We start from the raw sequence: 23,743 nt of genomic DNA on the forward strand, positions 1-23,743 counted from the left end.
ACGAGGAGAATCGATCTTCCGATTCGCATCATGAATTGGGATGAATGTCCGGACAGCCCCTCCACAGTGGTCGCCGCGTGTAATGATGGCGGGCCACTACCGCGCAGTTCCGAGTCGCGGCGATCTCGTCCTGTGGGAGCCTCTCCGTGCAGCTACTCCTGGCCTACGCATTCGATCGTGACGAGGAGGCGGCCGGCCTGCCGTCCAGGCTCGACCGGGTCATTGCCCACTACGCGACGATCTGGCCCGAGGGGACGCAGCAGTGCGGCACGGACGCCGGCAGGCTCGGGCTGCACATCTGGGACGTCGCGCCGTCGCCGTGGCGCTGGCCCGCCTGGCAACAGGAACCGGACCTGGCGGTCGCCACGCTCTACCTGCCGGTCGACTACCGGCGGGTGATCGGCGACATCCCGGCGGAGCGTGCGGCGGTGCCACTGGCCAGGGCGCTCGCCGACCGTCCACTCTCGGTACTTGAGCTGGCCGCCCCGTTCGTGGTGGCGTCACTGGCCCCGGGGCAGGGCCGGCTACGGCTGCACACCGACGCCGTCGGGCTCGGCCGGCTCTACCAGCTCCGATTCCCCGGCGGGTGGGTCTGGTCCAACCGGCCGGCCGCCGCGTGCCGGTTCGCCGGGGTACGCGCCGAGCCGGACCGGGACGGCTGGCGCACCTTCGCGGCCACCGGCTGGTTCCAGGGCGACCGGACGCCGTTCAGCAACGTCTTCGCGGTACCGGGCGGGACGACAGTCGACTACGACGCGGCCTGGGCGGCACCGGTCCGGAGCCGGATCGACGCGCTCGCGACCTGGGCGGCGGACGGCGGCGGCGACGCCCTCTCGGCGGACCGGGTCGACGAGGTGGCGGAGGCGTTGCGCGGTGCCATGCTCGCGCTCGATCCGCTCTGGTCGGGCAAGGTGAACATCGGGCTCAGCGGTGGCCGCGACTCCCGGCTGTGCGCGGCAGCGGCGCTCACCGCCGGCCTGGAGGTGCAGTTCCACACCAACGCCGCCGAGCCGGGCGAGGCCGACGTCGCGGAGCGGCTCGTCGCGGTACTCCCGAGCGAGCTGGCCCGGCGGGTCAGCCACCGGATCGACCGTCCGAAGCCGGGCGGCCCGGCCCAGACGCACGGTCTGGCGATGACCGCCCCGGTACTGCCGAACGTGCTGGCCTGGCACCGGGTGCAGGAGGGACTCCGGCCGGAGAGTTACCTGCCGTCAGCCGCGCCGAGCAGGTTCGTTCCGGCGACGTACCTCACCGTCAGCGGGGCGGCCGGAGGGATCGCACACGGCCACTACTATCCACCGGACCACGCCGAGATCTCCCGGATGGCGTACCCGGACCGGCTCGACGCCTTCACCGACCGGTTGGCGGGCAAGATCGTCCGCAGGTCGGGGCTCTCGGGCGCGGCCCGGGCCACCTCGACGGCACAGGTGCACCGCACCCTGGCGGCGGCGTTCACCGCCGGGCTCAGCGATGCCAAGGTGCTCGACTACTTCCTGGTGGCGGAGCGCGTCCGCCGATGGGGGACCGCCGCCGACCGGACCGGCACCATCATCCCGTTGCTTGTTCCCGAGTTCGTCCGCGCGGCCTTCGGCATCACCCCCGCGCAGCGGCGCGACAACGCGTTGCACCGGGCGGTCACCGAACGCCTGATTCCACAGTGGCGTGGCGAGCCGTACTACGCCCGCCCCACCGGCCTGGTACCGCCGGTCTACGCCCCACGCCTCGGTACCGCACCGGACCGGGACCTGATCACCGCCGTGGTGGCGGACCCGGAGTCCTGGGCGGACGCGCACCGGCCGCCTGCCGTCGCCGCCGCCTGGCACCGGCTTGTCACCGGGCGGGGCGGGCCGGGTGACGAGCGGCTGATGCACCGGGTGCTCTGGCGGGCCGTCTTCGCCGACTACCTCGCGGAGGTCAACGGCGAACCGGCCCCGGTACCGCGGGCGCCGGTCCCCGCGCAGTCCACCTCGTCCCGGCTGCTCGCCGGCACGGCGGCCCGGGGGCGGCGGTTCGCGGCCCGGGGACTGCGCCGGGTCGCCCGGGTCGTCGACCCGGTACCGCCCAGGTCAAGCTGACCGCCGCCCGGTCCGAGCGGTGGACCCTGCGCGATCGGGCGGCGGACCCTGCGCGGTCGGGCGGCGGATTGGGCGACCTGCGCGGCGGATCAGGCGGCCGGGCGTGCACGGGCAGCGTAGGGCGGTGCGGGCGGGGTCAGCGCAACAGGCGTTCGACCGGCAACCGCCGGATGGAGGCGTCCAGCACCTGTGCGGTGTGCGCCACTGCGATCCCACCGTCTCCGCCGGCTCGGGCCTGGGTCGCGCCATCCAGCCGGGGGAGCGCGGCGGTGATCTGCATCAGGCACCCCGGGTTGGCGGTCACCAGCAGCCGAGCCCCGGTGGCGAGCACGTCCCGGGCCTTGCGCTCGCCGAGCCGCGCCGCAGGCTCCGGGTTGAGGATGTTCCACACCCCGGCTGAGCCGCAGCACACCTCCGGATCGGCGATCTCCCGCAACTCCAGTTCGGGAATCGCCCGGAGCAGTTCGCGGGGCTGACTGCGGATGCCCTGGGCGTGCCCGAGATGGCAGGCGTCGTGATAGGCGACGCTTACCGGCAGCGGGTGCCGGCGGGCGACCGGGCCGAGTTCGACGAGGAGTTCGGAGAGATCGCGTACCCGGGCGGCGAACCCGGCGGCCCGCTCGGCGTACGCCGGATCGTCGGCGAGCAGTTCGCCGTACTCCTTGAGTGACGAGCCACAGCCGGCGGCGTTCACCACGAAGTAGTCGATGCCGGTGTCGGCGAAGGCGTCGATCAGGTCCCGGGCGAACCGCCGAGCCTCCTCCTCGCGTCCATTGTGCACACTCAACGCGCCGCAGCAGCCCTGCCGGGCGGGGTTGAGCACCACCTCGCAGCCCTCGGCGGCCAGTACCCGGGCGGTCGCCGCGTTCACACCGGGGAAGAAGGCGCTCTGCACGCACCCGGTCAGCATTCCCACCACCGCCCGGCGCTGCCCGTACGCGGGTACCCGGTCCGGGGCCTTCGGCGCCCGGGTCAGCCGGGGAGCCAACGATTCCAGGGCGGCCAGTGTCGGCGCCAGCCGGGGCAGCAGCCCGCTCCCGGCCACCAGGGCACGCAACCCGCTGGCCTGGTACGCCCGCAGCGGCCCGCGCAGCAGACGCAGCCGTTTCGGGTACGGGAAGAGTGCGAAGATCGCCGCCCGGAGCGCCCGTTCCCGGGCCGGTCGGCGGTGCCGGCGTTCCACCTGCTGCCGGGTGCGCTCGATCAGGGTGTCGTAGCGTACCCCCGACGGGCAGGCGGTGACGCAGGCCATGCAGCCGAGGCAGGCGTCGAAGTGACCCACCATCGCCCCGCCCAGCGGTTCGCCCTCCAGGCCCTGCCGCATCAGGTGGATCCGCCCCCGGGGTGAGTCCATCTCCTCGCCCCACAACACGTACGTCGGGCAGGTGGGCAGGCAGAATCCACAGTGCACACAGTCGGCGACGAGTTCGGCCGGCGGTGGCCGGTGCGCGTCGAACGCCGGTTCGCCGGAGGTCGGCCCGAGCAGTCCGAGCACGTCCCGGGGCGCGCTGGCCGGGCGGGTCCCGGCGGGCGACGGCTGCCCGGGCGGGGCAGGAGCGGACGACGCCGGTCCAGCCGGGACCGGTTCGGGCGACGGCGGTTCGGGTGACGGCATCAGATTCCTCCCACGAAGCGTCCGGGCGCGAGCCGCGCGTCGGGATCGAACCGTTGCTTGACCCGGCGCATCAGCTCCAGCCCTTCGACCGGCCCCCACATGTCGACCTCGGCCCGGACCGGCTCCGGTGCGGTCAGCACCACGGCGTGCCCGCCGGCCTCGGTGGCCGCGCCGCGCAGCTCCTCGACGACCCGGGCCACCAGCTCCGGCCGAGCCGCCGCCGGCAGGCCGGCGTAGAGCACGCCGGTACCGGCGGAGCCGCGTACCCCGATCGGCACGTCGTACCGGTCAGCCGAGGCCCGAGCCGCGGCCAGCAGGTCGGGTACTCCGGAGAGCACCGCGGTGAGCTTGAGCCCGGTGTCGCCGGGCTGCCACGGGTACCGGCACCACCAGGGTGGCGCCTCCGGGCCGTGCACCGCGTCGGCACCGAGCAGCCGGGCGGCGACCTCGGCACGGCCGGCCACCCCGGCCGGGGTCCCCTCCAGTAGCAGCACCGTTTCGCAGTCGCCCCCGGGCGGCGCGTCGACCTCGAGCGCGGTCGGCACAAGTTGGGCCCCGAGCACGGCACCGAGCAGTCGGCGTACCCGATCGACGGCGGCTGCCCCGGCACCGGGCGTGCGGCAGCGGACGTACGCCCGGGCGGCCGGTACCGGGTGCAGCCGGAACACGCACTCGGTGACCAGGCCGAGGGTGCCGTACGCTCCGGTGACGAGTTTGCCCAGGTCGTAGCCGGCGACGTTCTTCACCACCTTGCCCCCGGCGTGCGCCACCACCCCGTCGGCGCGGACCAGGGTGACCCCGATCAGCAGGTCCCGGGCGGTGCCGTAGAGCATCCGGCGCGGCCCGCTGCCGTTCACCGCGACGATGCCGCCGACGCTGGCGCCGCCGGTCGGGTCGTCGAGCCCGAGCTGCTGCCCGGCCGGGGCGAGCACATCCTGGAGTTCGGTCAGCGGGGTGCCGGCCCGGACCACCGCGATCAGGTCGCCCGCGGCGTGCTCGACCACGCCGGTGAGCCGCCGGGTCTGCACCAGCAGATCGAGGCTGCGCGGCGGGTTGCCCCACTCCGACCTGCTGCCGCGACCCTGGAAGACCACGCTGAGCCCGAGCCCGGCGGCGGCCCGCAGCAGCGCCGCCGCCTGCGTGGTCGAGCCGGGCGCCGCGACGATCCGCGCCGGTACCCCGCCGACCGCGTCGGCCGGTCCGCCCGGCCGGACCACATCGGAGCCCGTACCGTCGAAGTCGGTACCCTCCGAGCCTGTACCGTCCGAGCCGTTGCCGGGTTGATCCGCCTCCTCGTCGCTGGCCCCGGCCATCGCGGCCCTGAGCGTGTCGACCTGGCTGCGTGTGTCTAGCTGGGGCATGGGTCAGAACACCTCCGCGAGACCGGCCTCCTGGAGCGGGTGTGCCCCCCTGCGCCGGCCGGGCACCTCGCCGCAGAGCCGGGGAGTGGGGAAGATCTTGCCGGGGTTGGCCAGCGAGCGCGGGTCGAAGGCGCAGCGCAGCAACTGCATGGTGTCCAGGTCGTCGTCGGTGTACATCCGTGGCAGGTACTTCGCCTTGTCCATCCCGACGCCGTGCTCCCCGGTGATCGACCCGCCGTACGCGACGCAGAGGTCGAGGATGGCGCCGGAGAGTTCCTCGGCCCGTTCGGCCTGCCCGTCGATCGCGTCGTCGAAGAGGACCAGCGGATGCAGGTTGCCGTCTCCGGCGTGGAAGACGTTCGCCACCCGGATGCCCCGCTCGTCGGCGAGTTCACCGATCCGGCGCAGCACCTCCGGCAGGGCGGTACGCGGGATCACCCCGTCCTGCACGATGTAGTCCGGGCTGATCCGGCCGACGGCGGCGAACGCGGACTTCCTGCCCTTCCAGAAGAGGGCCCGCTCGGCGTCGTCGACGGCGATCCGGATCTCGAACGCGGCGTTGGCCCGGCAGAGCCGCTCCACCTCCGCGAACTGCGCCTCGACCTCGGCGGCCGGGCCGTCCAGTTCGACGATCAGCACCGCGCCCGCCCCGGCCGGATAGCCGCAGTGCACCGCCGCCTCGGCCGCCTCGATGGCGAGGGCGTCCATCATCTCCACCGCCGCCGGCACCACCCCGGCGGCGATGATCGCCGAGGTCGCCGCCCCGGCCGCGTCCGTCGTGGCGAAGGCGGCGAGCAGGGTACGCACCGACTCCGGCAGCCGGACCAGCCGTACGGTGACCTCGGTGGCGATCCCGAGGGTGCCCTCCGAGCCGACGAAGGCGCCGACGAGGTCGTAACCGGGACTGTCCGGTGCCGCCCCGCCGAGCCGGACCAGGTCGCCGTCCGGGGTGACCACCTGCAACCCGAGCACGTGGTTGGTGGTGAAGCCGTACTTCAGGCAGTGTGCTCCGCCGGAGTTCTCCGCCACGTTCCCGCCGATCGAGCAGATCTGCTGGCTGGACGGGTCCGGGGCGTAGTAGTAGCCGAACGGGGTGGCGGCCCGGGTGACCGCCAGATTGATCACGCCCGGCTCGACCACGGCACGCTCGTCGGCCGGTGACACCTCCCGGATCTCGCGCAGTTGCGAGGTGACGATCAGTACCCCGTCGGCGTGCGGCAGGGCGCCGCCGGAGAGCCCGGTGCCGGAGCCCCGGGCCACGAACGGTACCCGCGCGGCCACGCAGGCCCGGACCACCTGGGCACACTCCTGGGCGGTCCGGGGCAGCACCACAAGCGCCGGTACCACGCGGTACTGGGCGAGCCCGTCACACTCGTAGGTCCGTAACCGGGCCCGGTCGTCGATCACCTGGTCGGCGCCGAGGACGGCCCGCAGTTCGCCGGCCAACCTCTCGATCTCGGCTCGGGCCATCCGTCGACCTCCGGTCTCCGCGCGGTCAGGACATCGGTTCGTACCCGGTCACGGCATCCGTTCGTACGCGGGCAGGGTGAGGAAGTCGACGAACTCGTCCGCCACGGCGACCTCCATGAACAGGGCACGTGCCTCGGCGTACCGGCCGGGGTCGTCGCCGAGCTTGTCGATCTCCTCGTCGGCGATCCGCTCGACCAGTTCCCGGGTGACCCGCACGCCGCCCTCCAGCGTGACGTCGTTGTGCAGCCACTGCCAGACCTGCGAGCGGGAGATCTCGGCGGTCGCCGCGTCCTCCATCAGGTTGAAGATGGCGACCGCTCCCGAGCCGGCGAGCCAACTCGCCAGGTACTGAATGCCGACGCTTATGTCGTTGCGCAGCCCCGCCTCGGTCGGCGCGCCGGGGGTGGCCGCCACGTCGAGCAGTTGCGCCGCGCTGACCCGTACCTCATCACGGGTGCGGTCGAGCTGGTGCGGCCGGTCGCCGAGTACCCGATCGAAGACCTCGCGGCAGACGGGCACCAGGTCGGGGTGGGCGACCCAGGAGCCGTCGAAACCGTCGTTCGCCTCCCGGGTCTTGTCGTCGCGGACCTTGGCCAGCGCGGTCTCGTTGACCTGCGGGTCGCGCCGGCTGGGGATGAAGGCGGCCATCCCGCCGATGGCGTGCGCGCCGCGCCGGTGACAGGTCCGGACCAGCAACTCGGTGTACGCCCGCATGAACGGCGCGGTCATCGTCACCGCGTTGCGGTCCGGCAGCAGGAAGTCGGCTCCCCGGGTACGGAACTTCTTGATCACGCTGAACATGTAGTCCCAGCGCCCGGCGTTCAGCCCGGCGGAGTGCTCGCGCAGCTCGTAGAGGATCTCGTCCATCTCGAACGCGGCCGGGAAGGTCTCGATCAGCACCGTGGCCCGGATCGTGCCGCGCGGGATGCCGAGCCACTCCTGGGCGGCTCCGAACACGTCGTTCCAGAGCCGCGCCTCCAGGTGGCTCTCCAGCTTCGGCAGGTAGAAGTAGGGGCCGCTGCCGGCGTCGAGCTGCGGCCGGGCGCAGTGGAAGAAGTAGAGGCCGAAGTCGACGAGGCTGCCGGAGGTGCGTTCGCCGTCGACCAGGATGTGCTTCTCCGGCAGGTGCAAGCCGCGCGGCCGGACCACTATGGTGGCCAGCTCGCCGTCGCGCAGCCGGTAGTGCTTCCCCTCCGGGGTGTGCAGCTCCAGCTTGCGGGCGATCGCGTCCCGGAGGTTGAGCTGTCCCTCGATCACGTTGCGCCAGAGTGGCGTGTTGGCGTCCTCGTGGTCGGCGAGCCAGACCTTGGCACCGGAGTTGAGCGCGTTGATTGTCATCTTGGCGTCGGTCGGCCCGGTGATCTCGACCCGCCGGTCGACCAGCCCGGGTGCCGGGTCGGCGACCCGCCAGTCGTCGGCCCGGACCTGTGCCGTCTCGGGCAGGAAGTCGAGGGTGCCGCCGTTGGCCAGTTCCGCCGCCCGTTCCTCCCGGCGGGCCAGCAGTTCCCGGCGGCGGCCGTCGAACGACCGGTGCAGCCGGGCGAGGAAGTCGAGCGCCTCGCCAGTGAGTATCTCCTGGTAACGGTCGTCCATCGGCCCGGTGACCTGGACGCCCTGCGGCAGCTTCATCGCTGACCTCCTCGTTGGTGACCCTTGATCAGGGTACGGCGGTGCGGAAGTTCCGGCGCGCCACGCGCCCGGCGGGTAAGGAAGGGCCCCTTCTTATCGTTTTCTGTATAAGAAGGGGCCCTTCCTTACACCTCAGCCTTGCGCTTCAGCGGATTGCGCCGCCGTTGGCCCGGCAGGTGTCCCGGACGTGCCAGAAGTCGGCGAGGTAGTCGTCGTGGATGGCCCGGCCCATCACCCGCAGCAGTGCCTCGTCGGCCTGGCGCAGTGCGGAGACGTTGTAGTTGTGGCTGCCGGTGAAGACCCGGGGCACGATGTCGTCGTCGTACGCACCGTCAATGATCATGTACTTGTTGTGCGTGCGGATGTCCCGCCCCGGCCCCACGTTGTAGTTGCACTTGGTCAACTGGATGTTGCTGCCGAGCGCGTTGAGCACTCCGGTGTTCGCCTCGCTGTAGACGACGTCGACCCAGCAGCCGGCGTTGCGCAGCGCGGTGAGCTTCTTGGCCACCTCGGGCCGGTTGAACGAGTACATGTTGACCCGTACGTCGGTCTGCCGGCGGGTGCCGTTGTCGTCGTACGAGCAGGAGGCGACCGAGTCGAGGACGCTGACGATGGTGTCGGTGGCCGGGTCGCTGATCGGCTGTCCGGAGCGCTCCCGCCGGGGGAAGAAGTACGCCCGGTACGTCGTGCCGGTCGGGGTACCCCAGTAGTAGTTGTTGTTCCCGGCCGAGCTGTACCGGTGCGACCGCAGGTCCGCGAAGTACTGCCGGTACGCCTGGTACGTGGTGGCGTCGCTGAAGGTCAACCCGTTGTTGTACGCCTCGTTCGCGTCCCACCAGCCGAGGTTCGCCGAGCCCTGGAAGACCACATTGGACACTGTCGTGCCGTTGTTGAGCACGATGCTGGACGCGGTGAGGAACTTGTTGTGGTTGTAGGCCGTCACCGACGAGTCGGTGTAGTCGATCCGCCGGGTGCCGATGCAGCCCCGGTCCGCGCCGGGGAACTTGTCGGAGCAGTGCACGATGTACGACCCGGCGGTGTCGGTGCTGCCGAGCACCGGCAACAGCCGCTGGTACGGCCGCTCGGTCACCTGCGCGTGGTCCAGGATGATTTTGACCCGTACTCCCCGCTGGTGTGCCCTGATCAGTCGGCCGGGCAGGTCGGGGGTGGTCTCCGTGTCGGTGACGTCGGTGACGCCGAAGCCGAACCAGGACATCTGGATCTCGCCGCCGGCCGGTACCCGGTCGATGATCCGGGCGAGCTGCATGAAGATCGCGTTCTGCTGCGCGGTCGAGCCGGTCGGCCGGTTGAAGACCGCGTCGTTGATCGTCGGATCCGGCTCGGCGGCACTGGCCGGTCCGGCGCCGAGCATCGGAAGCGTGCCGGCGGCGACCATGAAGACGAGTGCCGAACGCGTCGCCAACCTTGGCGAAAATCTACGTATCCGCATGGCTAGATGATCGCACCGGATTGTGATCGACGGAACCTCCGATCCGGGTACGGATCGGCCGCCCGGCACGGTTGTGCCGAAGATGAACGGTCGGGACGTGGACGTGCTGGTGATCGGGGCCGGGCAGGCGGGACTCTCCGCCGGCTACTTCCTCGGCCGCGCCGGGTTCGCGCCGGAGACCGGCTACCTGCTGCTCGACGGCGGCGCCGGTCCGGGCGGCGCCTGGCGGGACCGCTGGCCGACGCTGCGGATGTCCGCCGTACACGGCGTGCACGACCTGCCCGGCCGGCCGCTCGGCGAGGTCGATCCGGACCGGCCGGCCGCCGAGGTGGTCGCCGGCTACTTCGCCGCGTACGAACGCGAGTTCGGCCTTCCGGTGCACCGCCCGGTGAACGTGCTCGCGGTGCACGACGGGGAGGACGGCCGGCTCGACGTGCACACCGACGCCGGACAGTGGCGTACCCGGGCACTTGTCAACGCGACAGGCACCTGGCGGCGCCCGTTCTGGCCGTACTACGCCGGGCAGGAGTCCTTCGCCGGCCGGCAGTTGCACACCGCCGACTACCGGGGACCGGCCGAGTTCGCCGGCCGTCGGGTGGTGGTGGTCGGCGGCGGCACCTCCGCACTCCAGTTGCTCGACGAGGTCGCCACGGTCGCCGCCGAGACCCGCTGGGTCACCCGCCGCCCTCCGGTGATCGTCGACGGCGAGTACACCCCGCAGTGGGGTCGGGCCGCCGTGGCCAGGGTGGATGCCCGGGTCCGGGCCGGACTGCCACCGGAGAGTGTCGTCGGCGCGACCGGTCTGGTGTGGACGGAGCAACTGCGCCGGATGCGGGCGCGGGGCCTGCTGCACCGGCTGCCGATGTTCGACCGGATCACCCCGGACGGCGTCGTCTGGCCCGACGGCAGCACCTTCGCCGCCGACGTGATCCTCTGGTGCACCGGCTTCCGGGCCGTACTCGACCATCTCGCCCCGTTGAAACTGCGCGGGCCGGGCGGCGGGATCGTGATGGACGGGACGCGGGTGGTCGCCGACGACCGGGTGCACCTGATCGGGTACGGACCGTCAGCAAGCACCATCGGCGCGAACCGGGCCGGCCGCAGCGCCGTACGGGAGATCCGGCGACTGCTCGACCCTGCGCCCGCCGCCGCGTAACCCGTACTGACCTGCCAAAACGTCCCGCCCAGCCGGATCGGCGCAGCCCTTAACACGCCCCGCCGGGCGGCTCACCGCATTTGACGAATCGGGCTGGAAGCGGCAACGTAGGGCAAGTACGGCCCGTCGCCACGAGCTGGCGGCTCGGTGTGACGCGCACCGGCCGTACCCAGGCGTCAGCCCGGTCCGCCGCAGGGTGTGGACCAGACGAACGGGCTGGCTACATGACCGATGGCCGCCGCGACGCATTGGCCCAGTTGGCCACCCGCGGGTGCCCGGGGCACGCCCGTCGGACGGGCGCACCGGCCGAGCTCAAAAAATCCACGAGGAGACCGCATGCTCACCATGACCGAGAACGCCGTACTCGTGATCCGGGACCTGACCGCGCAGCAGGAGGTGCCGGAGGGCGCCGGGCTGCGCATCGCCAGCGACCTCTCCGCCGGATCACTCAACCTCACCCTGGCGGAGAGCCCCGCCCAGGGCGACCAGGTGGTGGACAGCGACGGCGCCCGGGTCTTCCTCGACCCGCAGGCCGCGCAGATCCTGGACGACAAGGCCCTGGACGCCGCCGTCGACGCGCAGGGCGCGGTGCAGTTCGGCTTCGCGGAGCAGGGCCCGACGACCTGACGTCGCCGCCGTGCCCGCGCACCGGGTCTCCCGCCGGCTGAGACCACCGGCCGGAGGCCCGGTGCCGATCCGGTACAGTCCGACCGTGCATCGTTGCTTCCCCATCACCCCGCCGCCGCGCTCCTGAGCGGGGCGAAAACCCCAGCGCGTCGCGCCGATCCGGCCGACGCGCTGTCCGTCATCGGGTGATCCTGGGCTCGCCCCGCTTCCGCGACCACTTTCCCTCTCGTCGCAGGAGCGCGAACCCTCATGCACACCTCTTCCGCACCGCTTGTCGCCGTGCGCCGCCGGTCCGGTACCGGCCTGTGGTTTCTGGTCATCTCCGGCACGCTGTGGGGCACCGGTGGCCTCACCGGCAGCCTGCTGGGTCAGCACACCGGGCTATCCCCGGTCGCGGTCGCCGGGTACCGGCTGGCCGTCGGCGGCGCCCTGATCGTCGCCTTCCTCGCCCTCACCGGACGCCGCCCCCCGCGCGGCCGGGCGGCCTGGACCCGGATCGCCGTCTACGGAACACTCGCGGCTCTCTACCAGGTCTGTTATTTCGCGGCAGTGTCGCTGACCTCGGTCAGCCTCGCCACCCTGATCACCATCGGCGCCGCGCCACTGTTGGTGCTCAGCGCCGAGGCGGTCACCGGCCGGCGGCGGCTGGACCGGGGCACCGCCGCCACCTGTGGGCTCGCGGTGGCCGGGCTGGTGCTGCTGGTCGGGCTTCCGGCCGGTGGCTTCGGGGCACTCGCGGTGCTCTCCAGCGCGCTGCTGGCGCTGGTCTCGGCCGCCGGATTCGCCGCGATCACCCTGGTCGGGGCCCGGCCGGTGCCGGGACTCGACGATCTCGCCAGCACCGGCTACGGCTTCACCCTCGGCGGGCTGCTGGTGGCACCACTTGCCGCGGGCACGGTCGGGCTCGGCTTCCAGCCCGGTCCCGCCGCCCTCGGGCTGCTGATCGCGCTGGGCACCGGACCGACAGCGGTGGCGTACCTGCTCTACTTCCGAGGGCTGCGTACCGTCCGGCCCGGCACCGCCGCGCTGTTGGCACTGCTGGAACCGCTGGTCGGGGCGCTGCTCGCCGCACTGCTGCTCGGAGACCGGCTCGGCCCGGCCGGGCTGCTCGGCGCCGCACTGCTCGGTACGGCCGTGGTGTTGGCCGCCCGGTCGTCGTCGGCATCGGCGGCGTCGTCGGCGTCAGCGTCGGCGTAGAGTTCCGAAACCGGACGTCCACTTCCCGTCCCCTGCCCGGGACCGCGCTGGGCAGGGGACGGGAAGGAGCCGCCGGATGACCGAGCCGCCGATCGAGCTGCGTCCCGCGACACCGGCCGACACCGATGCGGTACTGGAGCTGCACCTGCGCAGCCGTGCCGCGTACCAGCGGGCGGTCCGGCCCGAGTCGGAGCTGGCCGCCTCGGAGGCGGAGCTGCGGGCCCGCCGGGACGGCTACTACGCGGCGATGCTCGGCTCGCCGCAGGTCGACGGCTGCTGCGCGGTGCTCGGCGACCGGGTGGTCGGGTTCACCCTCGCCGGTCCGGTCAGCCACCCCGACCCGTTCCCCGGTACGACCGTCGAGCTTTACAAGATCCACGTTGATCCCGAGCTGTGGGGCCGGGGGATCGCCGGTCGACTGCTCGGCCGCTGTGTCGAGCGGTGGCGGGCGGCCGGAGTCGTCTCGGCCCGGCTCTTCGTCTGGGACTTCAACGAGCGGGCCCGCCGCTTCTACCTGCGCAACGGATGGGTGGACGACGGGTGCCGCCGGCCGGACGACCCGCGCATCGGGGCGTACCGGATGCGGGGTTACCGGCTGACGGTGCCGGCGGCGCTGCGCGGGGCGAGCCCGGCCGGAGCCGGCTCGTCCGGGCCCGACGCGGCGGGGCGCGGCTGACCGGTCGGGTGCGGTGCCCCTGTCGGGCCGGTGTGCCGGGCGGCTGTCGGGCCGGTGTGCGGGGTCGGGCCGGTGTGCGGAGCCGCGATGGTGTGCGGGGTCGGGCCGGCGAGCCGGACCAGCGCCGGCAGCACCTCACCGAGCGGCGCGTCGACGGTCAGCTCGGCGTAGTCGTCGCCCCGGGTCGGTCCCTGGTTGACGATCACCACGGGGATGTCGAGCTTCGCCGCCCGGATCACGAAACGGCGGCCGGACATCACCGTCAGGGACGAGCCGAGCACCAGCAGCAGCCGGGCCCGCTCGACCAGCTCGAAGCAGGTCCGGACCCGGTCCGGCGGCACCGACTCGCCGAAGAAGACCACGTCCGGCTTGAGCATGCCGCCCGGGCACGCCTGGCAGTCGACGGTCCGGAAGCCCTCGACCAGTTCGTCCGGCAGCTCGACGTCACCGTCCGGGTTGACTGTGTGGGCGCGGGCGGCGAACCGGGGATTGGCGGCCCGCAGTCGCTCGTCCAGCGTCTCCCGGTCGGTCCTCTCGCCGCAGCCCAGGCAGGTCACCCGGGCCAGGCTGCCGTGCAGTTCGACCACTGACCGGGCCCCGCCGGCCTGGTGCAGGCCGTCCACGTTCTGGGTGAGGATGCCGGCCAGCAGTCCGCGCCTGTCGAGTTCGGCCACCGCCCGGTGTCCGGCGTTCGGGGTGGCCCGGGCGATCGTCCGCCAGCCGAGGTGGCTGCGCGCCCAGTACCGGCGCCGGGCCAGCGGGTCGCCGACGAACGTCTGGTACGTCATCGGGGTGTGCCGGCGCAGCGCCCCGCTCGGCCCCCGGTAGTCGGGGATGCCGGAGTCGGTGGAGAGGCCGGCACCACTGAGCACCACGACGTCGCCGTCGGCCAGGAGCCGCGCCAGCGGGGCGTAGCGTTCGACGCTGCGGTTCTGCACCCCTCCATGCTGCCTCGCCCGGCGCGGTCGCGGCTAACGAGCGCCCCGGACCTGCCGCCGGGCGAGGGTGACCCGGATCACCGGATGCGGTTGCCGTCCGGTGGCAGCTAGGCCGGCGGGGTGTGGAAGGTGAGCGGCTCGGAGAGCGGACTGATGGTGTAACCGGAACCGACGAGCGCGGCCGCCCGGACCGCCACGGTGTATTCGGTGTCCGGGGTCAGCGCGACGAAGGTGACGGTGTTGAACGGCATCGAGGAGAAGCCCTGCCACTCGCCGTCCACCAGCCGCAGCATCGAATACCGGAAGACCGGGCCGGCGGGGCGCGCCCAGGTCAGGGTCGCACCGGTCGGGGTGATGCCGGTGGCCACCGGTTGGCCGGGCGGCGGCAGCGGGGTGAGCGGGTCGGCCTGGGCCGGCGCCGGCAGGGCCAGCAGGGCAAGGGCGAGCAGGGCGGTGTGCAGCAGGGCGGGCAGCTTGCGTCCGAGCATGACGAGAGCCTTTCTGCGGGTACGACTGCTCCGGCACCGAAGAAGAGATTGATATCCATCAAACTACGCCGACTCCCTGGCTGTCCAGGATCGCTGTCCTCGATCGGACAGGAGTACTAAGTGTGGTCATATGTTGACGGAGAGTAATGTCAGCTGCGGGCAGGTACCGCCCGTGCGGCTGGGACCACATCGCTCGCCGTGGCCCACGCCCGCGATCCCTCGTCGACGGGCCGGGAACGGTCCGACCAGCAAGGAGTACCACCATGTCCGAGAGCAGCGAGGCCAAGCACGCCGCGACCGACGAGCAGCCCGCCGTCGCCACCGACGAACAACCACCGACCGAGGGCACCGAGACGGACGGGGTCGGCGTCGCGGCCGTACCCGCCACCGCCGCCGGACTGCCCGCCACCGCCCAGGGCCACTTCGCCGTGGTGAACGCGAACGGCAGCCTCGCCCGGGGCTTCGGCGCCGTCTCGTCCGCCCGGCTCGCCACCGGCCAGTACCAGGTGGTCTTCATCCAGAGCGTGGCCCGGTCGGCCTTCACCGCCACCATCGGGCTGACCGGCAGCGTCGGCGCGTCACCGCCCGGCGAGATCGCCGTGGTCGGCCGGGCCGGCCTTGCGGCCGGGGTCTTCGTGCAGACCTGGAACAGCTCGGGCGTACCCGCCGACCGCGCCTTCCACCTGCACGTCTCCTCCTGAACCGGACACCGACGCCCGGCCGGCGCGCCACCGGCCGGGCGTCGCCCCGGCCAGGCGGAACCGCCTGGCCGCCGGTCCCCGCGGCGCGGCCCGGCGCCGCGGGGACCGGCCCCGGTCAACCCGGAAGATCGCAGGATCGGGTACCGGCGGAAAGCTCGTAGCGCGGTACCGGCGGAAAGCTCGTGGCGCGGTACCGGCGACAGTTCGCGGTGGGTAGGTAGCCGGGGGCGTCGAACCGGCGCCGACCGTGAGCGCGCGGCGCCGCCGGTCTCGGCGTCGCCGCGCTCTGGCCGTCTCCCGCCCGCGCAGCCAAACGGCGGTACGCCGGCGAGGACCTGGCTCGACCGGTCCGCCTCTCTCGGGTGCGTTCCGGCTACGTGTGGGGTTTCCCACCCGGCCCGGAAGCAAACCCGACGGACGGGCGGAACTGGTAGGGGTCACCCGGACGGGCGAGTCGGAGCGGCCCAGCGGGCACAAGAGTCTCCCAGCCGTCACAAGAGTCCCAGAAAGCCCGGAATCAACGGCCCGCATCCTGGGTAAGCAGGAGCCATGGAGCACTTCACTATCGCTACCGTCGCCGAGGAAAGCCCGGACTTCCGCCGGGTGTTGTGGACCGGCAAGCACACCCAGTTGGTCATCATGACGATCCCGCCGGGCGGCGAGATCGGCGAAGAGGTGCACGAGGACATCGACCAGATCCTCACGTTCGTCAGCGGCACCGGAGAGGCCCGGGTCAGCGGTCAGACCCGCAAGGTGACCCAGGGCGACCTGGTGGTCGTACCGGCCGGACGCAAGCACAACTTCGTCAACACCGGCCCGAACCCGCTGGTGCTCTACACCATCTACGGTCCCCCGGAGCACGCCGACCAGGCGGTGCACCACACCAAGGAGGAGGCCGACGCGCTGGAGGAGGCCGGCAAGGACGAGCCGCCGACCAGCTGACCGGACGCGCGCCTCACCCGAGCGGCTCCGCCAGGAGGTCCAGGGTGAGCGCGGCCGTCCAGCTGAACGCCGGAGAGCCGATCCCGGCACCGCTGTCCGGGTGGAAGTACTCGTAGTAGCCGGAACGGCGGGCCAGGTCGAGCAGGGCCCGGCGCAGGGTGTCGGCCAACCCGTCCCGCCCGTGGGTACGCAGCCCGGCCTGGAGCAGCCAGTTGATGTTGAACCAGACCGGGCCGCGCCAGTACCGGTACGGGTCGAAGTCGACTGCGGAGCGGTCGTAGCTGGGTACCGGCAGGGGGTCGACCCCGAACCGGGCCGACTCCAGCTCTGCCACCAGACTCGCCACCTGGCCGGCCGGCAACTCCGGCAGCACCAGCGGCAGGAGCCCGTTGACGCACCGGGCCGGACTGTGCCGTCCGGTCCGGACGTCCAGCGTGTGGAAGATGCCGGTCTCCGGGACGAAGAGCCGGTCCACCAGGTGCCGGGTGATCTCGGCGGCCCGGTCCCGGTGCGGTGCCGGGTCGGCGCCGACCACCTCGGCGATCCGGGCCAGCGCCAGCTCGGCCGCGCCGCGCAGCGCGTTGAAACCCGGACACTCGACCAGGAAGGGATGCCGTACCGCCAGCGCCGCGTCCTGGTAACCCCCGTCCCGGTACGACAGCGCCACGCTCAGGTAGCGGGCGTAGTCGTCGTCGGTGGGGCGGTGGTCGGAGGAGACCACCTGGTTGTCCCGCCGGGCGTACCGGCGCAGCACCTCCACCGCGACCGGTACGGCGGCGAGCGCCTCGTCCCAGGCCGGGCTGTTGTCGAGCCCGGACTCCCACGGGTGCACGATGGCGGCGAGTCCGGCGCCGCCGACGTCCCGGGCGGTGGCCAGGTAGTCCTGCTGGGCGACGAGCCGGGGATAGAGCCAGCGCAGTTCGGTGACGGCTCGCTCGTCCGGCGCGCACTGGTAGATCCGCCAGGCGCCGAGCGCGTGCACCGGCGGCTGCACGATCCCGCTGGTCAGCCTGGCCGGCCCGGCGCCGTTGCCCGCAACCCCGTCGCCGTGTGCCCCGTCGCCGTGTGCCCCGTCGCCGTGTGCCCCGTCGCCGTGTGCCCCGTCGCCGTGTGCCCCGTCGCCGTGTGCCCCGTCGCCGTTCGGGGCGCCGTGTGTCCTGTCGCCGTTCGGGGTGGCCGGGGTGCCGTGTGCCTTGTCGCCGTTGGGGCCGGCCGGGGCGCCGTTCCAGAAGGTCGGGCCGGGGAAGTAGTCGCGTTCCGTGACCCCGGGGTCGAAGACGATGTGCGGCACCCGCCCGTCCGGCCACTGCGCGGTGAAGAGGCTGCGCAGGTCGCGCCAGGCCCGCTCGGGTGCGACGTGGGCCAGCCCGACGCCGATGAAGCCGGCGTCCCAGCTCCACTGGTGCGGGTAGAGGGTCCGGGACGGCACCGTGTGGGTGCCGGTCCAGTTGGCGGCCAGGACCTCGGCCGCGCCCCGCCAGATCTCCGCGTCGGCCTCGCCGAGGTGCGCCGGTACGTCAACAGGTTCGCTCGACCCGGCGACCCGGATCTGCTTCGCGGCGTGAGACATAACCACTCAACGCCTAGTGCCGGTACGCCGTCGTTGTCAACTTTCGGTCCACCCCACCGCTGTCGTTCCGGATATCTGTCGTTCCGGGTATTCGGTGCACCGTCGGCGTCAACCCGCCACCGGCAGGCTGTCCACGTCCACGGTCTCCGGATATTTCAGCCCGGCACCGGTGTTCAGCACCACCACCCGTTCGTCGGAGCGGAGCCAGCCGCCGGCCCGCAGTTGCCGTACGGCGGTCAGGCAGGCGGCTCCTTCCGGGCAGAGCAGCAGCCCTTCCCGGGCACCGAAGTCGTGCAGGTCGGCGAGGATCGCCTCGTCGTCGACGGCTACCGCCGTACCGGCGGTGTCCCGCAGCGCGTCGAGGATGAGTTCGTCGCCGAGCGGGGCCGGCACGTTGATGCCGAAGGCGACGGTCCAGGCGTCGGCCCACGGCTCGGCCCGGCGTGCACCGGCACCGAAGGCGCGCACGATCGGGGCGCAGCCGGTGGACTGCACGGCCACCAGCCGGGGCAGGGTCTCGCCGATCCAGCCGAGTTCCCGCATCTCGTGCAGTGCCTTGTGGATGCCGATCAGCCCCACCCCGCCGCCGGTCGGATAGACGATGACGTCCGGCACCTGCCAGCCGAGCTGCTCGACGATCTCGTACCCCATGGTCTTCTTGCCCTCCAGCCGGTACGGCTCCCTGAGGGTGCCCACGTCGAAGACCTCCCCGTCCGGCAGGTTGGTCCCCTCGGCGAGCAGCTTTCCGAGGTACCGGCCGGCGTCGCTGATCAGGCCGTCGACCAGGTGCAGGTCCGCGCCGGCGGCCAGGCACTCCCGGCGGGTGATGGTGGGGGCGCCGAGCGGCATGGCGATGGTGGCCCGCAGTCCGGCCCGGGCGGCATAGGTGGCCCAGGCCGCACCGGCGTTTCCGTTCGTCGGCATCGCCACGTGCCGGATGCCCAGCTCACGCGCCCGGGACACCCCGACCGCCGCGCCGCGGGCCTTGAACGAACCGGTCGGCACCAGCCCTTCGTCCTTGACCAGCAGCTCCGGTACGCCGATCGACTCGCCGTAGCGGGCCGCCGGCAGCAGCGGTGTCCAGCCCTCGCCGAAGGTGGTGACGTGCCGGTCCTCGGCGACCGGCAGCAGTTCCCGGTAGCGCCACAGATCGGCCGGACGCCTCGCCAGCACGGCCGGGTCCACCGCCCTGCGCACCTCGGCGAGGTCGTAGCGGGCCAGCAGCGGCGAGCCGCACGAGCAGAGGTTCTGCGGGCGGTCCGCCGGGTGCTCGGCGTCGCAGCGCGGGCAGTGCAGGTGGGTCAGATACACGGCGGCCTCCGGTACTCGGTTCTCCCATGATCCCCTGCCGGGCCGCCGAGCCGGGTGGTAACGGCTCCGGGTTCAGTTGTCGACGGCGAGCCACTGCCGGCTGCGCCGCCCCGGCAGGTAACCGGCGTCGAGCCGTTTGGCCAGCACTCCGGCCAGCCCCTGCTCGCGGCTGGCGTCGAGCGCGTACCGGCCACCGCCGGGGAAGTACGGCGGCGTCTGCCAGTGCGGTCCGGACAGCGCCAGGCCGTCGAGGAGTTCCCGGCGCTGGGCGTACGGCAGGTCGAGGCTGCTCGTCCCCTCCAACCAGAGCAGATCGAAGATCAGGTACTGGCTGCCGTCCCCGGCCGGGTTCCGCCTGCCGGCGGGGCGGGGTGCGGCCCGGCGTACCCGGCCGGAGCTGTCGAAGTCGACCAGTTCGCCGTCGAGCACCGCCTCGGTGGGAGCCATCCGCTCGGCCAGCTCGCGCAACCGCGGGTACGCCGAGGTGAGGTCGTCGTCAGCACCGGAGCGCAGCCGGAGCCGGCCGCCGGAGACGTACCCGATGGCCCGCAGCCCGTCCCAGCGCATCTCGTAACCCCAGACCGGGTCGTCGGCGGGCAGCTTCGACGCGGGCGCGGCGAGCATCGGGCGGACCCGCTCCGGCATCGACTGCCAGCCCGGCGGCGCCGGATCGAGCCGGCGGACCATCCAGTCCCGTTCGCCGCGCCCGGTGTCGCCCCGGCCCGCCCGGAACAGCACGTAACGTCCGGAGACCCGGCCGCCGCGCAGCGTCACCAGCACCTCGTCGTCGCGCCACTTCTCGCAGCTGTAGTCGCCCCGGTCGAAGACGGTCATCCGGCCGCCGCCGTACTCGCCGGCCGGGATCTCGCCGGAGAAGTCGAGGTACTCCAGCGGGTGGTCCTCGGTGTGCACCGCGAGGTGGCTGCGCCCGGGCTCGCGCGGCAGCCCGCGTGGCACGGCCCACGAGGCGAGGGTCCCGTCGCGCTCCAACCGCAGGTCCCAGTGCAGGGCCCGGGCGTGGTGCTGCTGGATGACGAACCGGTCACCGGGCCGCCCGGCGGTCGGCTCCGGCTCCGGTTCCGGCACCGGTTCCGGGGTGCGCGCCCGGTCACGCCTGCGGCGGTACTCGTCCAGCCGGTCGCCCATGCGGCCATTCTCCGCCGATCCGGCAGCGGCCGCCGGGATGCATGCGCACGGTGTACCCGGGTAGAAAGGCGCCATGACGTCTGCGATCGACCAGCCCACCGTCCTGCTGCCGAACGAGACCCGGATGCCGCTGCTCGGCTTCGGCACCTGGCAGTTGCACGGTCGCGGGGCGTACGACGCGGTCCGGGAGGCGCTTGACGTCGGCTACCGGCACCTCGACACCGCCACCATGTACGGCAACGAGGACGAGGTGGGCCGGGCGATCCGGGACAGCGGAGTGGCCCGGGAGGACATCTTCGTCACCACCAAGCTCCCGCCGGAGCGGGCGGGTCGGGAGCGGGAGACGATCGCGGCCAGCCTCGCCGCCCTCGACACCGGGTACGTCGACCTGTGGCTGATCCACTGGCCGCCCCCGCAGGACCGGGCCAGCGTCGCGAGCTGGCGGGAGCTGCTGGCCGTCCGGGACGAGGGACTGGCCCGCACGGTCGGGGTGAGCAACTACAGCACCGCCCAGCTCGACATGCTGATTGAGGCGACCGGGGAGGCGCCGGCGGTGAACCAGATCCGCTGGGGTCCGGCGCTGTACGACTCGCGCCTGCTCGACGAGCACCGGGAGCGGGGCGTGGTGCTGGAGGGGTACAGCCCGTTGAAGACGACCGACCTGGACGACCCGGTACTCGGGGAGATCGCCCGGTCGCACGGTGTCACGCCGGGGCAGGTGGTGCTGCGCTGGCACATCGACCACGGCGTCGTGGTGATCCCGAAGTCGGGCACACCGTCCCGGATCAGGGAGAACTTCGACCTCTTCGGCTTCGCGCTGAGCGACAACGAGCTGCGCCAGCTCGACGCGATGGGCCGCTGAGCCACCGCGCCCGCCGGGACCGCTGGGCCACCGCGCCCGCCGGGACCGCTGGGCCGTCGTGCCCGTCGATCTGACGACTCGTCGCGCCCGCCGTAAACCGCTGGCCGATCTGCCGGCGTTCCGCCGAGCGGCTACCCTGACCGGCAACCGCCGGGGCACCGCGCGTACCGCGCCGTCCGGTCCACGGGGCCGTCGACCCGGCCGTGGCGGTGCGAGGGGAAGGGGCGGGATGTACGACCAACTGCTCGGCGGCGGCCTCGGTCACCCCGGCCCGGAGGAGAACGGGCCGGAGCCGGACTTCGTCACCTGGCTGCTCTATCTCGACCGGGCCGAGGATCCGGGCTGGTTGGGCACGCTGGCCCGCTGGTGGCACGACGAGGTGTGCCGGTTGCTGCTGCCGTTCGTCCAGCCGGCCGGCGCCGCCGCTCCGGCGACATCGCTCACCGCGTTCGAGCAGGGTGCCACCGGGCGCGGGCGGCGGCGCCGGCCGGAGCGCTGGGTGGACGGGTTGACCGCCGACTGTGCCCAGCTCTCGGCCCGGTGGTTCGATGTCGCGCCGACCGCGATCGCCTCCGAACTGGACGTCTTCCTGGCCCGGTTCGCCGGGCGGCGGCACGTCCGGTTGCAGATCTCGATCGGCTTCGAGGGGCGCTCCGGTGCGCTGCCGCTGGTGCTGCCGGCCCTGGTCGAGTTGGCCCGGCTGGTCGGTGACGCGACCGATCCGGCGTACGGCGAGATCGTGGTGAACGCCGGCCTGCTCTCCCCGGCGACGATGCTGGACGCGGCGCTGGGCCGTTCCGCGGAGTCCTCGGCCGAGCAGAGCCGTACGCACCTGCGCGGCTACGAGTGGGTGACGGTCTGCCCACCGGAGCTGGTGGCCGCGCTGGGCGGGACGGAGCGGCTGCGGGCGAGTGGCGCCTTCGTCGAGGTACGGCCACTGCGGCACGGCGGCGTGCTGCTGCGGGCCACCGACGATCCGGCCGACTACCGCGCCGACCGGGTACGCGCGGCGTTCCGCGCCCTGGCGCCGGTGTTGCCGCCGGGACAGCCGGGTGCGCTGCCGACGGTGCCACCGGCCGGGTCGGCGATGCTGTCGGCGGTACCCGGAGTGCTGGCCGGCGATCCCGGCGGGCACGACCTGAGCCGGGTGGTCTTCGCCGACGCCCGTACCGTGCATCCGCAGCTTCCCGGGCAGCGCCTCGACCTCGGTCCCGGGCTCGCCACCCGCTGAGCCGCTCCGGTTACCGGACGGGTGCTCCCGCCACCCCTGTCGCGGGTGGCGGGAGCACCTGTCGGAGCTGTACCGGCCCGGCCGGAGCCGGATGGGAGTGCGTCAGGGCTGCTCAGGCCCGGGTGCAGGCGGAGCCGTTCAGGCTGAACGAGGTGGGCGAGGAGTACGTGCCACTGAACGATCCCTGGTAGCCGAAGGAGGCCGTACCGCCCGGCGGGATGTTGGCGTTCCAACTGATGTTGCGGGCGGTTACCGCCGATCCGCTCTGCGTCACGGTGGCGTTCCAGGCATTGCCGACCTGCTGCCCCGAGGGCAGGTTGTAGGTCAGTGCCCAGTTGTTGATCGCGCTGGAACCGGTGTTGGTGATGGTGACCGACGCGGTGTACCCGTTGTTCCAGCTGTTCGCCGTGTAGGCGACCCGGCAGGAGCTGCCGCCCGGCGGGTTGGTCGGCGGGTTGGTCGGCTGGCTCGTCGGCGGGTTGGTCGGCTGCGGGTTGCCGCCGCCGTTCACCGAGGCGGAGAAGGAGTTCACCGCGAGGCCGGTGCCGCCGATCCACGGCTCGAAGCCGGCCTGGATGCTGGTCAGGTACCACGAGTTGGTGATCGCGCCCCGGTTGCGGGTGTCGTTGATGAAGTCCAGCACGCTGAAGTTCCAGCTGCTGATCGGGGACGACGCGACGTACGAGATGACGTTGTTGGAACCGTTGCTGCCGCGCCACACCTCCCAGTTGCGCCCGCCGACGGTGGCGTTGCCGACCGAGGAGCCGATCGGCTGGATCGAGCCCTGCCGGTTGAACCAGATCATGATCTCCATCTGGTTGACACCGTCCCGCTTGGGCGTCGGGTCCAGCCAGATGTCGTATGAGGCGTTGTAGGTGGCGCCGCTGACGTAGTTGTAGCTGATGCTGCTGTTCGCGCTGCTGATCTGGCTCACCTGCATCGGCAGGTTGGTGCCGGGGGAGCAGTTGGTGTAGTGGCAACCGAGGAAGACCGACGGGTACGACACCGGCGCGCCGCTGGTGCTGCCCTGGCCGTCCTGCCGGGTGATGGAGAACCCGTTGTCGGTGACGTTGATGCACTGTTGGGCGGTGGTGCCCCAACGGTTGTTCTGGACCACGTACCTGCCCTGGATGGTGGTCGAGCCGTACTGCTCGCAGATCTGCACGTCGGCTTGAGCCGGGCCGGCGGAGCTGAGTACGGCGATGGCGGCGCTGGCCAACAGGCCGGCGACAGCCGCGAAGACGGGGACGGAACGTCTCATGATGCTCCTTGGGGGTGGGGTGTCCGTGGAGTGGTGC

The 23,743-nt window shown here is 72.6% G+C and carries 20 protein-coding genes; 9 read left to right on the top strand and 11 right to left on the bottom strand.

Annotated elements, in window-relative coordinates:
• The first annotated feature begins 146 nt into the window (after positions 1-146).
• The gene (locus tag CLT71_RS29700; protein WP_101369999.1) at positions 147-2,075 is read left to right on the top strand and encodes a hypothetical protein; all 1,929 of its coding nucleotides are present in this window, start codon (positions 147-149) and stop codon (positions 2,073-2,075) included.
• 136 nt (positions 2,076-2,211) lie between these two features.
• On the opposite strand, the gene CLT71_RS29705 is transcribed toward CLT71_RS29700, so the two are convergent.
• The 5 genes from CLT71_RS29705 to CLT71_RS29725 all read right to left on the bottom strand — a co-directional run bounded on the left by CLT71_RS29705 (position 2,212) and on the right by CLT71_RS29725 (position 9,600).
• The gene (locus CLT71_RS29705; protein ID WP_101370000.1) at positions 2,212-3,690 is read right to left on the bottom strand and encodes a heterodisulfide reductase-related iron-sulfur binding cluster; all 1,479 of its coding nucleotides are present in this window, start codon (positions 3,688-3,690) and stop codon (positions 2,212-2,214) included.
• A complete protein-coding gene (locus CLT71_RS29710; protein ID WP_486483529.1) occupies positions 3,690-5,051 on the bottom strand; it encodes an FAD-binding oxidoreductase in 1,362 nt (453 codons plus the stop codon). Before CLT71_RS29710 ends, CLT71_RS29705 begins: the two co-directional genes overlap by 1 nt.
• Positions 5,052-5,054: 3 nt before the next feature.
• Positions 5,055-6,521 (bottom strand): FAD-linked oxidase C-terminal domain-containing protein, encoded by a 1,467-nt coding sequence (locus tag CLT71_RS29715; RefSeq protein WP_101370002.1) that lies wholly within the window; start codon positions 6,519-6,521, stop codon positions 5,055-5,057.
• Between the two features lie 48 nt (positions 6,522-6,569).
• A complete protein-coding gene (aceB, locus tag CLT71_RS29720; RefSeq protein ID WP_101370003.1) occupies positions 6,570-8,150 on the bottom strand; it encodes a malate synthase A in 1,581 nt (526 codons plus the stop codon).
• A 145-nt stretch (positions 8,151-8,295) separates the two neighbouring features.
• On the bottom strand, positions 8,296-9,600 hold the full coding sequence (locus tag CLT71_RS29725) for a phospholipase D-like domain-containing protein (RefSeq protein ID WP_486483530.1): 1,305 nt from the start codon (positions 9,598-9,600) through the stop codon (positions 8,296-8,298).
• An 82-nt stretch (positions 9,601-9,682) separates the two neighbouring features.
• Here CLT71_RS29725 and CLT71_RS29730 point away from each other — a divergent pair, with 82 nt between their 5' ends.
• The 4 genes from CLT71_RS29730 to CLT71_RS29745 all read left to right on the top strand — a co-directional run bounded on the left by CLT71_RS29730 (position 9,683) and on the right by CLT71_RS29745 (position 13,256).
• Positions 9,683-10,756 carry a flavin-containing monooxygenase gene (locus tag CLT71_RS29730; RefSeq protein ID WP_101371913.1) on the top strand — a complete coding sequence of 358 codons (1,074 nt, stop codon included), beginning with the start codon at positions 9,683-9,685 and terminating at the stop codon, positions 10,754-10,756.
• A gap of 336 nt (positions 10,757-11,092) precedes the next feature.
• Complete coding sequence (locus CLT71_RS29735; RefSeq protein WP_101370005.1) at positions 11,093-11,383, top strand: HesB/IscA family protein; 291 nt, start codon at positions 11,093-11,095, stop codon at positions 11,381-11,383.
• 249 nt (positions 11,384-11,632) lie between these two features.
• A complete protein-coding gene (locus tag CLT71_RS29740) occupies positions 11,633-12,580 on the top strand; it encodes a DMT family transporter (RefSeq protein ID WP_101370006.1) in 948 nt (315 codons plus the stop codon).
• 76 nt (positions 12,581-12,656) lie between these two features.
• Positions 12,657-13,256 (top strand): GNAT family N-acetyltransferase, encoded by a 600-nt coding sequence (locus CLT71_RS29745; RefSeq protein ID WP_101370007.1) that lies wholly within the window; start codon positions 12,657-12,659, stop codon positions 13,254-13,256.
• On the opposite strand, the gene CLT71_RS29750 is transcribed toward CLT71_RS29745, so the two are convergent.
• Both CLT71_RS29750 and CLT71_RS29755 read right to left on the bottom strand, forming a co-directional pair.
• Positions 13,169-14,194: an NAD-dependent protein deacetylase gene (locus CLT71_RS29750; RefSeq protein ID WP_486483531.1), complete on the bottom strand. Its 1,026-nt coding sequence runs from the start codon at positions 14,192-14,194 to the stop codon at positions 13,169-13,171. The two genes, CLT71_RS29745 and CLT71_RS29750, sit on opposite strands and share 88 nt — an antisense overlap.
• A 107-nt stretch (positions 14,195-14,301) precedes the next feature.
• Positions 14,302-14,682, bottom strand: a complete 381-nt coding sequence (locus CLT71_RS29755) for a fibronectin type III domain-containing protein (protein ID WP_101370008.1) — start codon at positions 14,680-14,682, stop codon at positions 14,302-14,304.
• 263 nt (positions 14,683-14,945) lie between these two features.
• Between CLT71_RS29755 and CLT71_RS29760 the strand changes: the two genes are divergently transcribed.
• Positions 14,946-15,383: a hypothetical protein gene (locus CLT71_RS29760; RefSeq protein WP_101370009.1), complete on the top strand. Its 438-nt coding sequence runs from the start codon at positions 14,946-14,948 to the stop codon at positions 15,381-15,383.
• A 549-nt stretch (positions 15,384-15,932) separates the two neighbouring features.
• Positions 15,933-16,325 carry a cupin domain-containing protein gene (locus CLT71_RS29765; RefSeq protein ID WP_101370010.1) on the top strand — a complete coding sequence of 131 codons (393 nt, stop codon included), beginning with the start codon at positions 15,933-15,935 and terminating at the stop codon, positions 16,323-16,325.
• A 13-nt stretch (positions 16,326-16,338) separates the two neighbouring features.
• Here the strand turns inward: CLT71_RS29765 and CLT71_RS38305 are convergent, their stop codons facing one another.
• The 3 genes from CLT71_RS38305 to CLT71_RS29780 all read right to left on the bottom strand — a co-directional run bounded on the left by CLT71_RS38305 (position 16,339) and on the right by CLT71_RS29780 (position 20,352).
• Entirely contained in the window at positions 16,339-17,895 is a 1,557-nt protein-coding gene (locus tag CLT71_RS38305) for a trehalase domain-containing protein (RefSeq protein WP_486483532.1), read from the bottom strand.
• A gap of 108 nt (positions 17,896-18,003) precedes the next feature.
• Positions 18,004-19,206, bottom strand: a complete 1,203-nt coding sequence (locus CLT71_RS29775) for a threonine synthase (RefSeq protein WP_101370011.1) — start codon at positions 19,204-19,206, stop codon at positions 18,004-18,006.
• 72 nt (positions 19,207-19,278) lie between these two features.
• Positions 19,279-20,352 carry a DNA polymerase ligase N-terminal domain-containing protein gene (locus tag CLT71_RS29780; protein ID WP_101370012.1) on the bottom strand — a complete coding sequence of 358 codons (1,074 nt, stop codon included), beginning with the start codon at positions 20,350-20,352 and terminating at the stop codon, positions 19,279-19,281.
• 73 nt (positions 20,353-20,425) lie between these two features.
• On the opposite strand from CLT71_RS29780, the gene CLT71_RS29785 reads away from it, so the two are divergent.
• Entirely contained in the window at positions 20,426-21,214 is a 789-nt protein-coding gene (locus CLT71_RS29785) for an aldo/keto reductase family protein (RefSeq protein WP_101370013.1), read from the top strand.
• A gap of 229 nt (positions 21,215-21,443) precedes the next feature.
• On the top strand, positions 21,444-22,445 hold the full coding sequence (locus tag CLT71_RS29790; protein ID WP_101370014.1) for a type VI immunity family protein: 1,002 nt from the start codon (positions 21,444-21,446) through the stop codon (positions 22,443-22,445).
• 112 nt (positions 22,446-22,557) lie between these two features.
• Here CLT71_RS29790 and CLT71_RS29795 read toward each other — a convergent pair whose 3' ends face one another.
• Positions 22,558-23,706 (bottom strand): glycoside hydrolase family 12 protein, encoded by a 1,149-nt coding sequence (locus CLT71_RS29795; RefSeq protein WP_101370015.1) that lies wholly within the window; start codon positions 23,704-23,706, stop codon positions 22,558-22,560.
• Positions 23,707-23,743 lie beyond the last annotated feature (37 nt).

This window comes from Plantactinospora sp. CNZ320 (assembly GCF_002846275.1).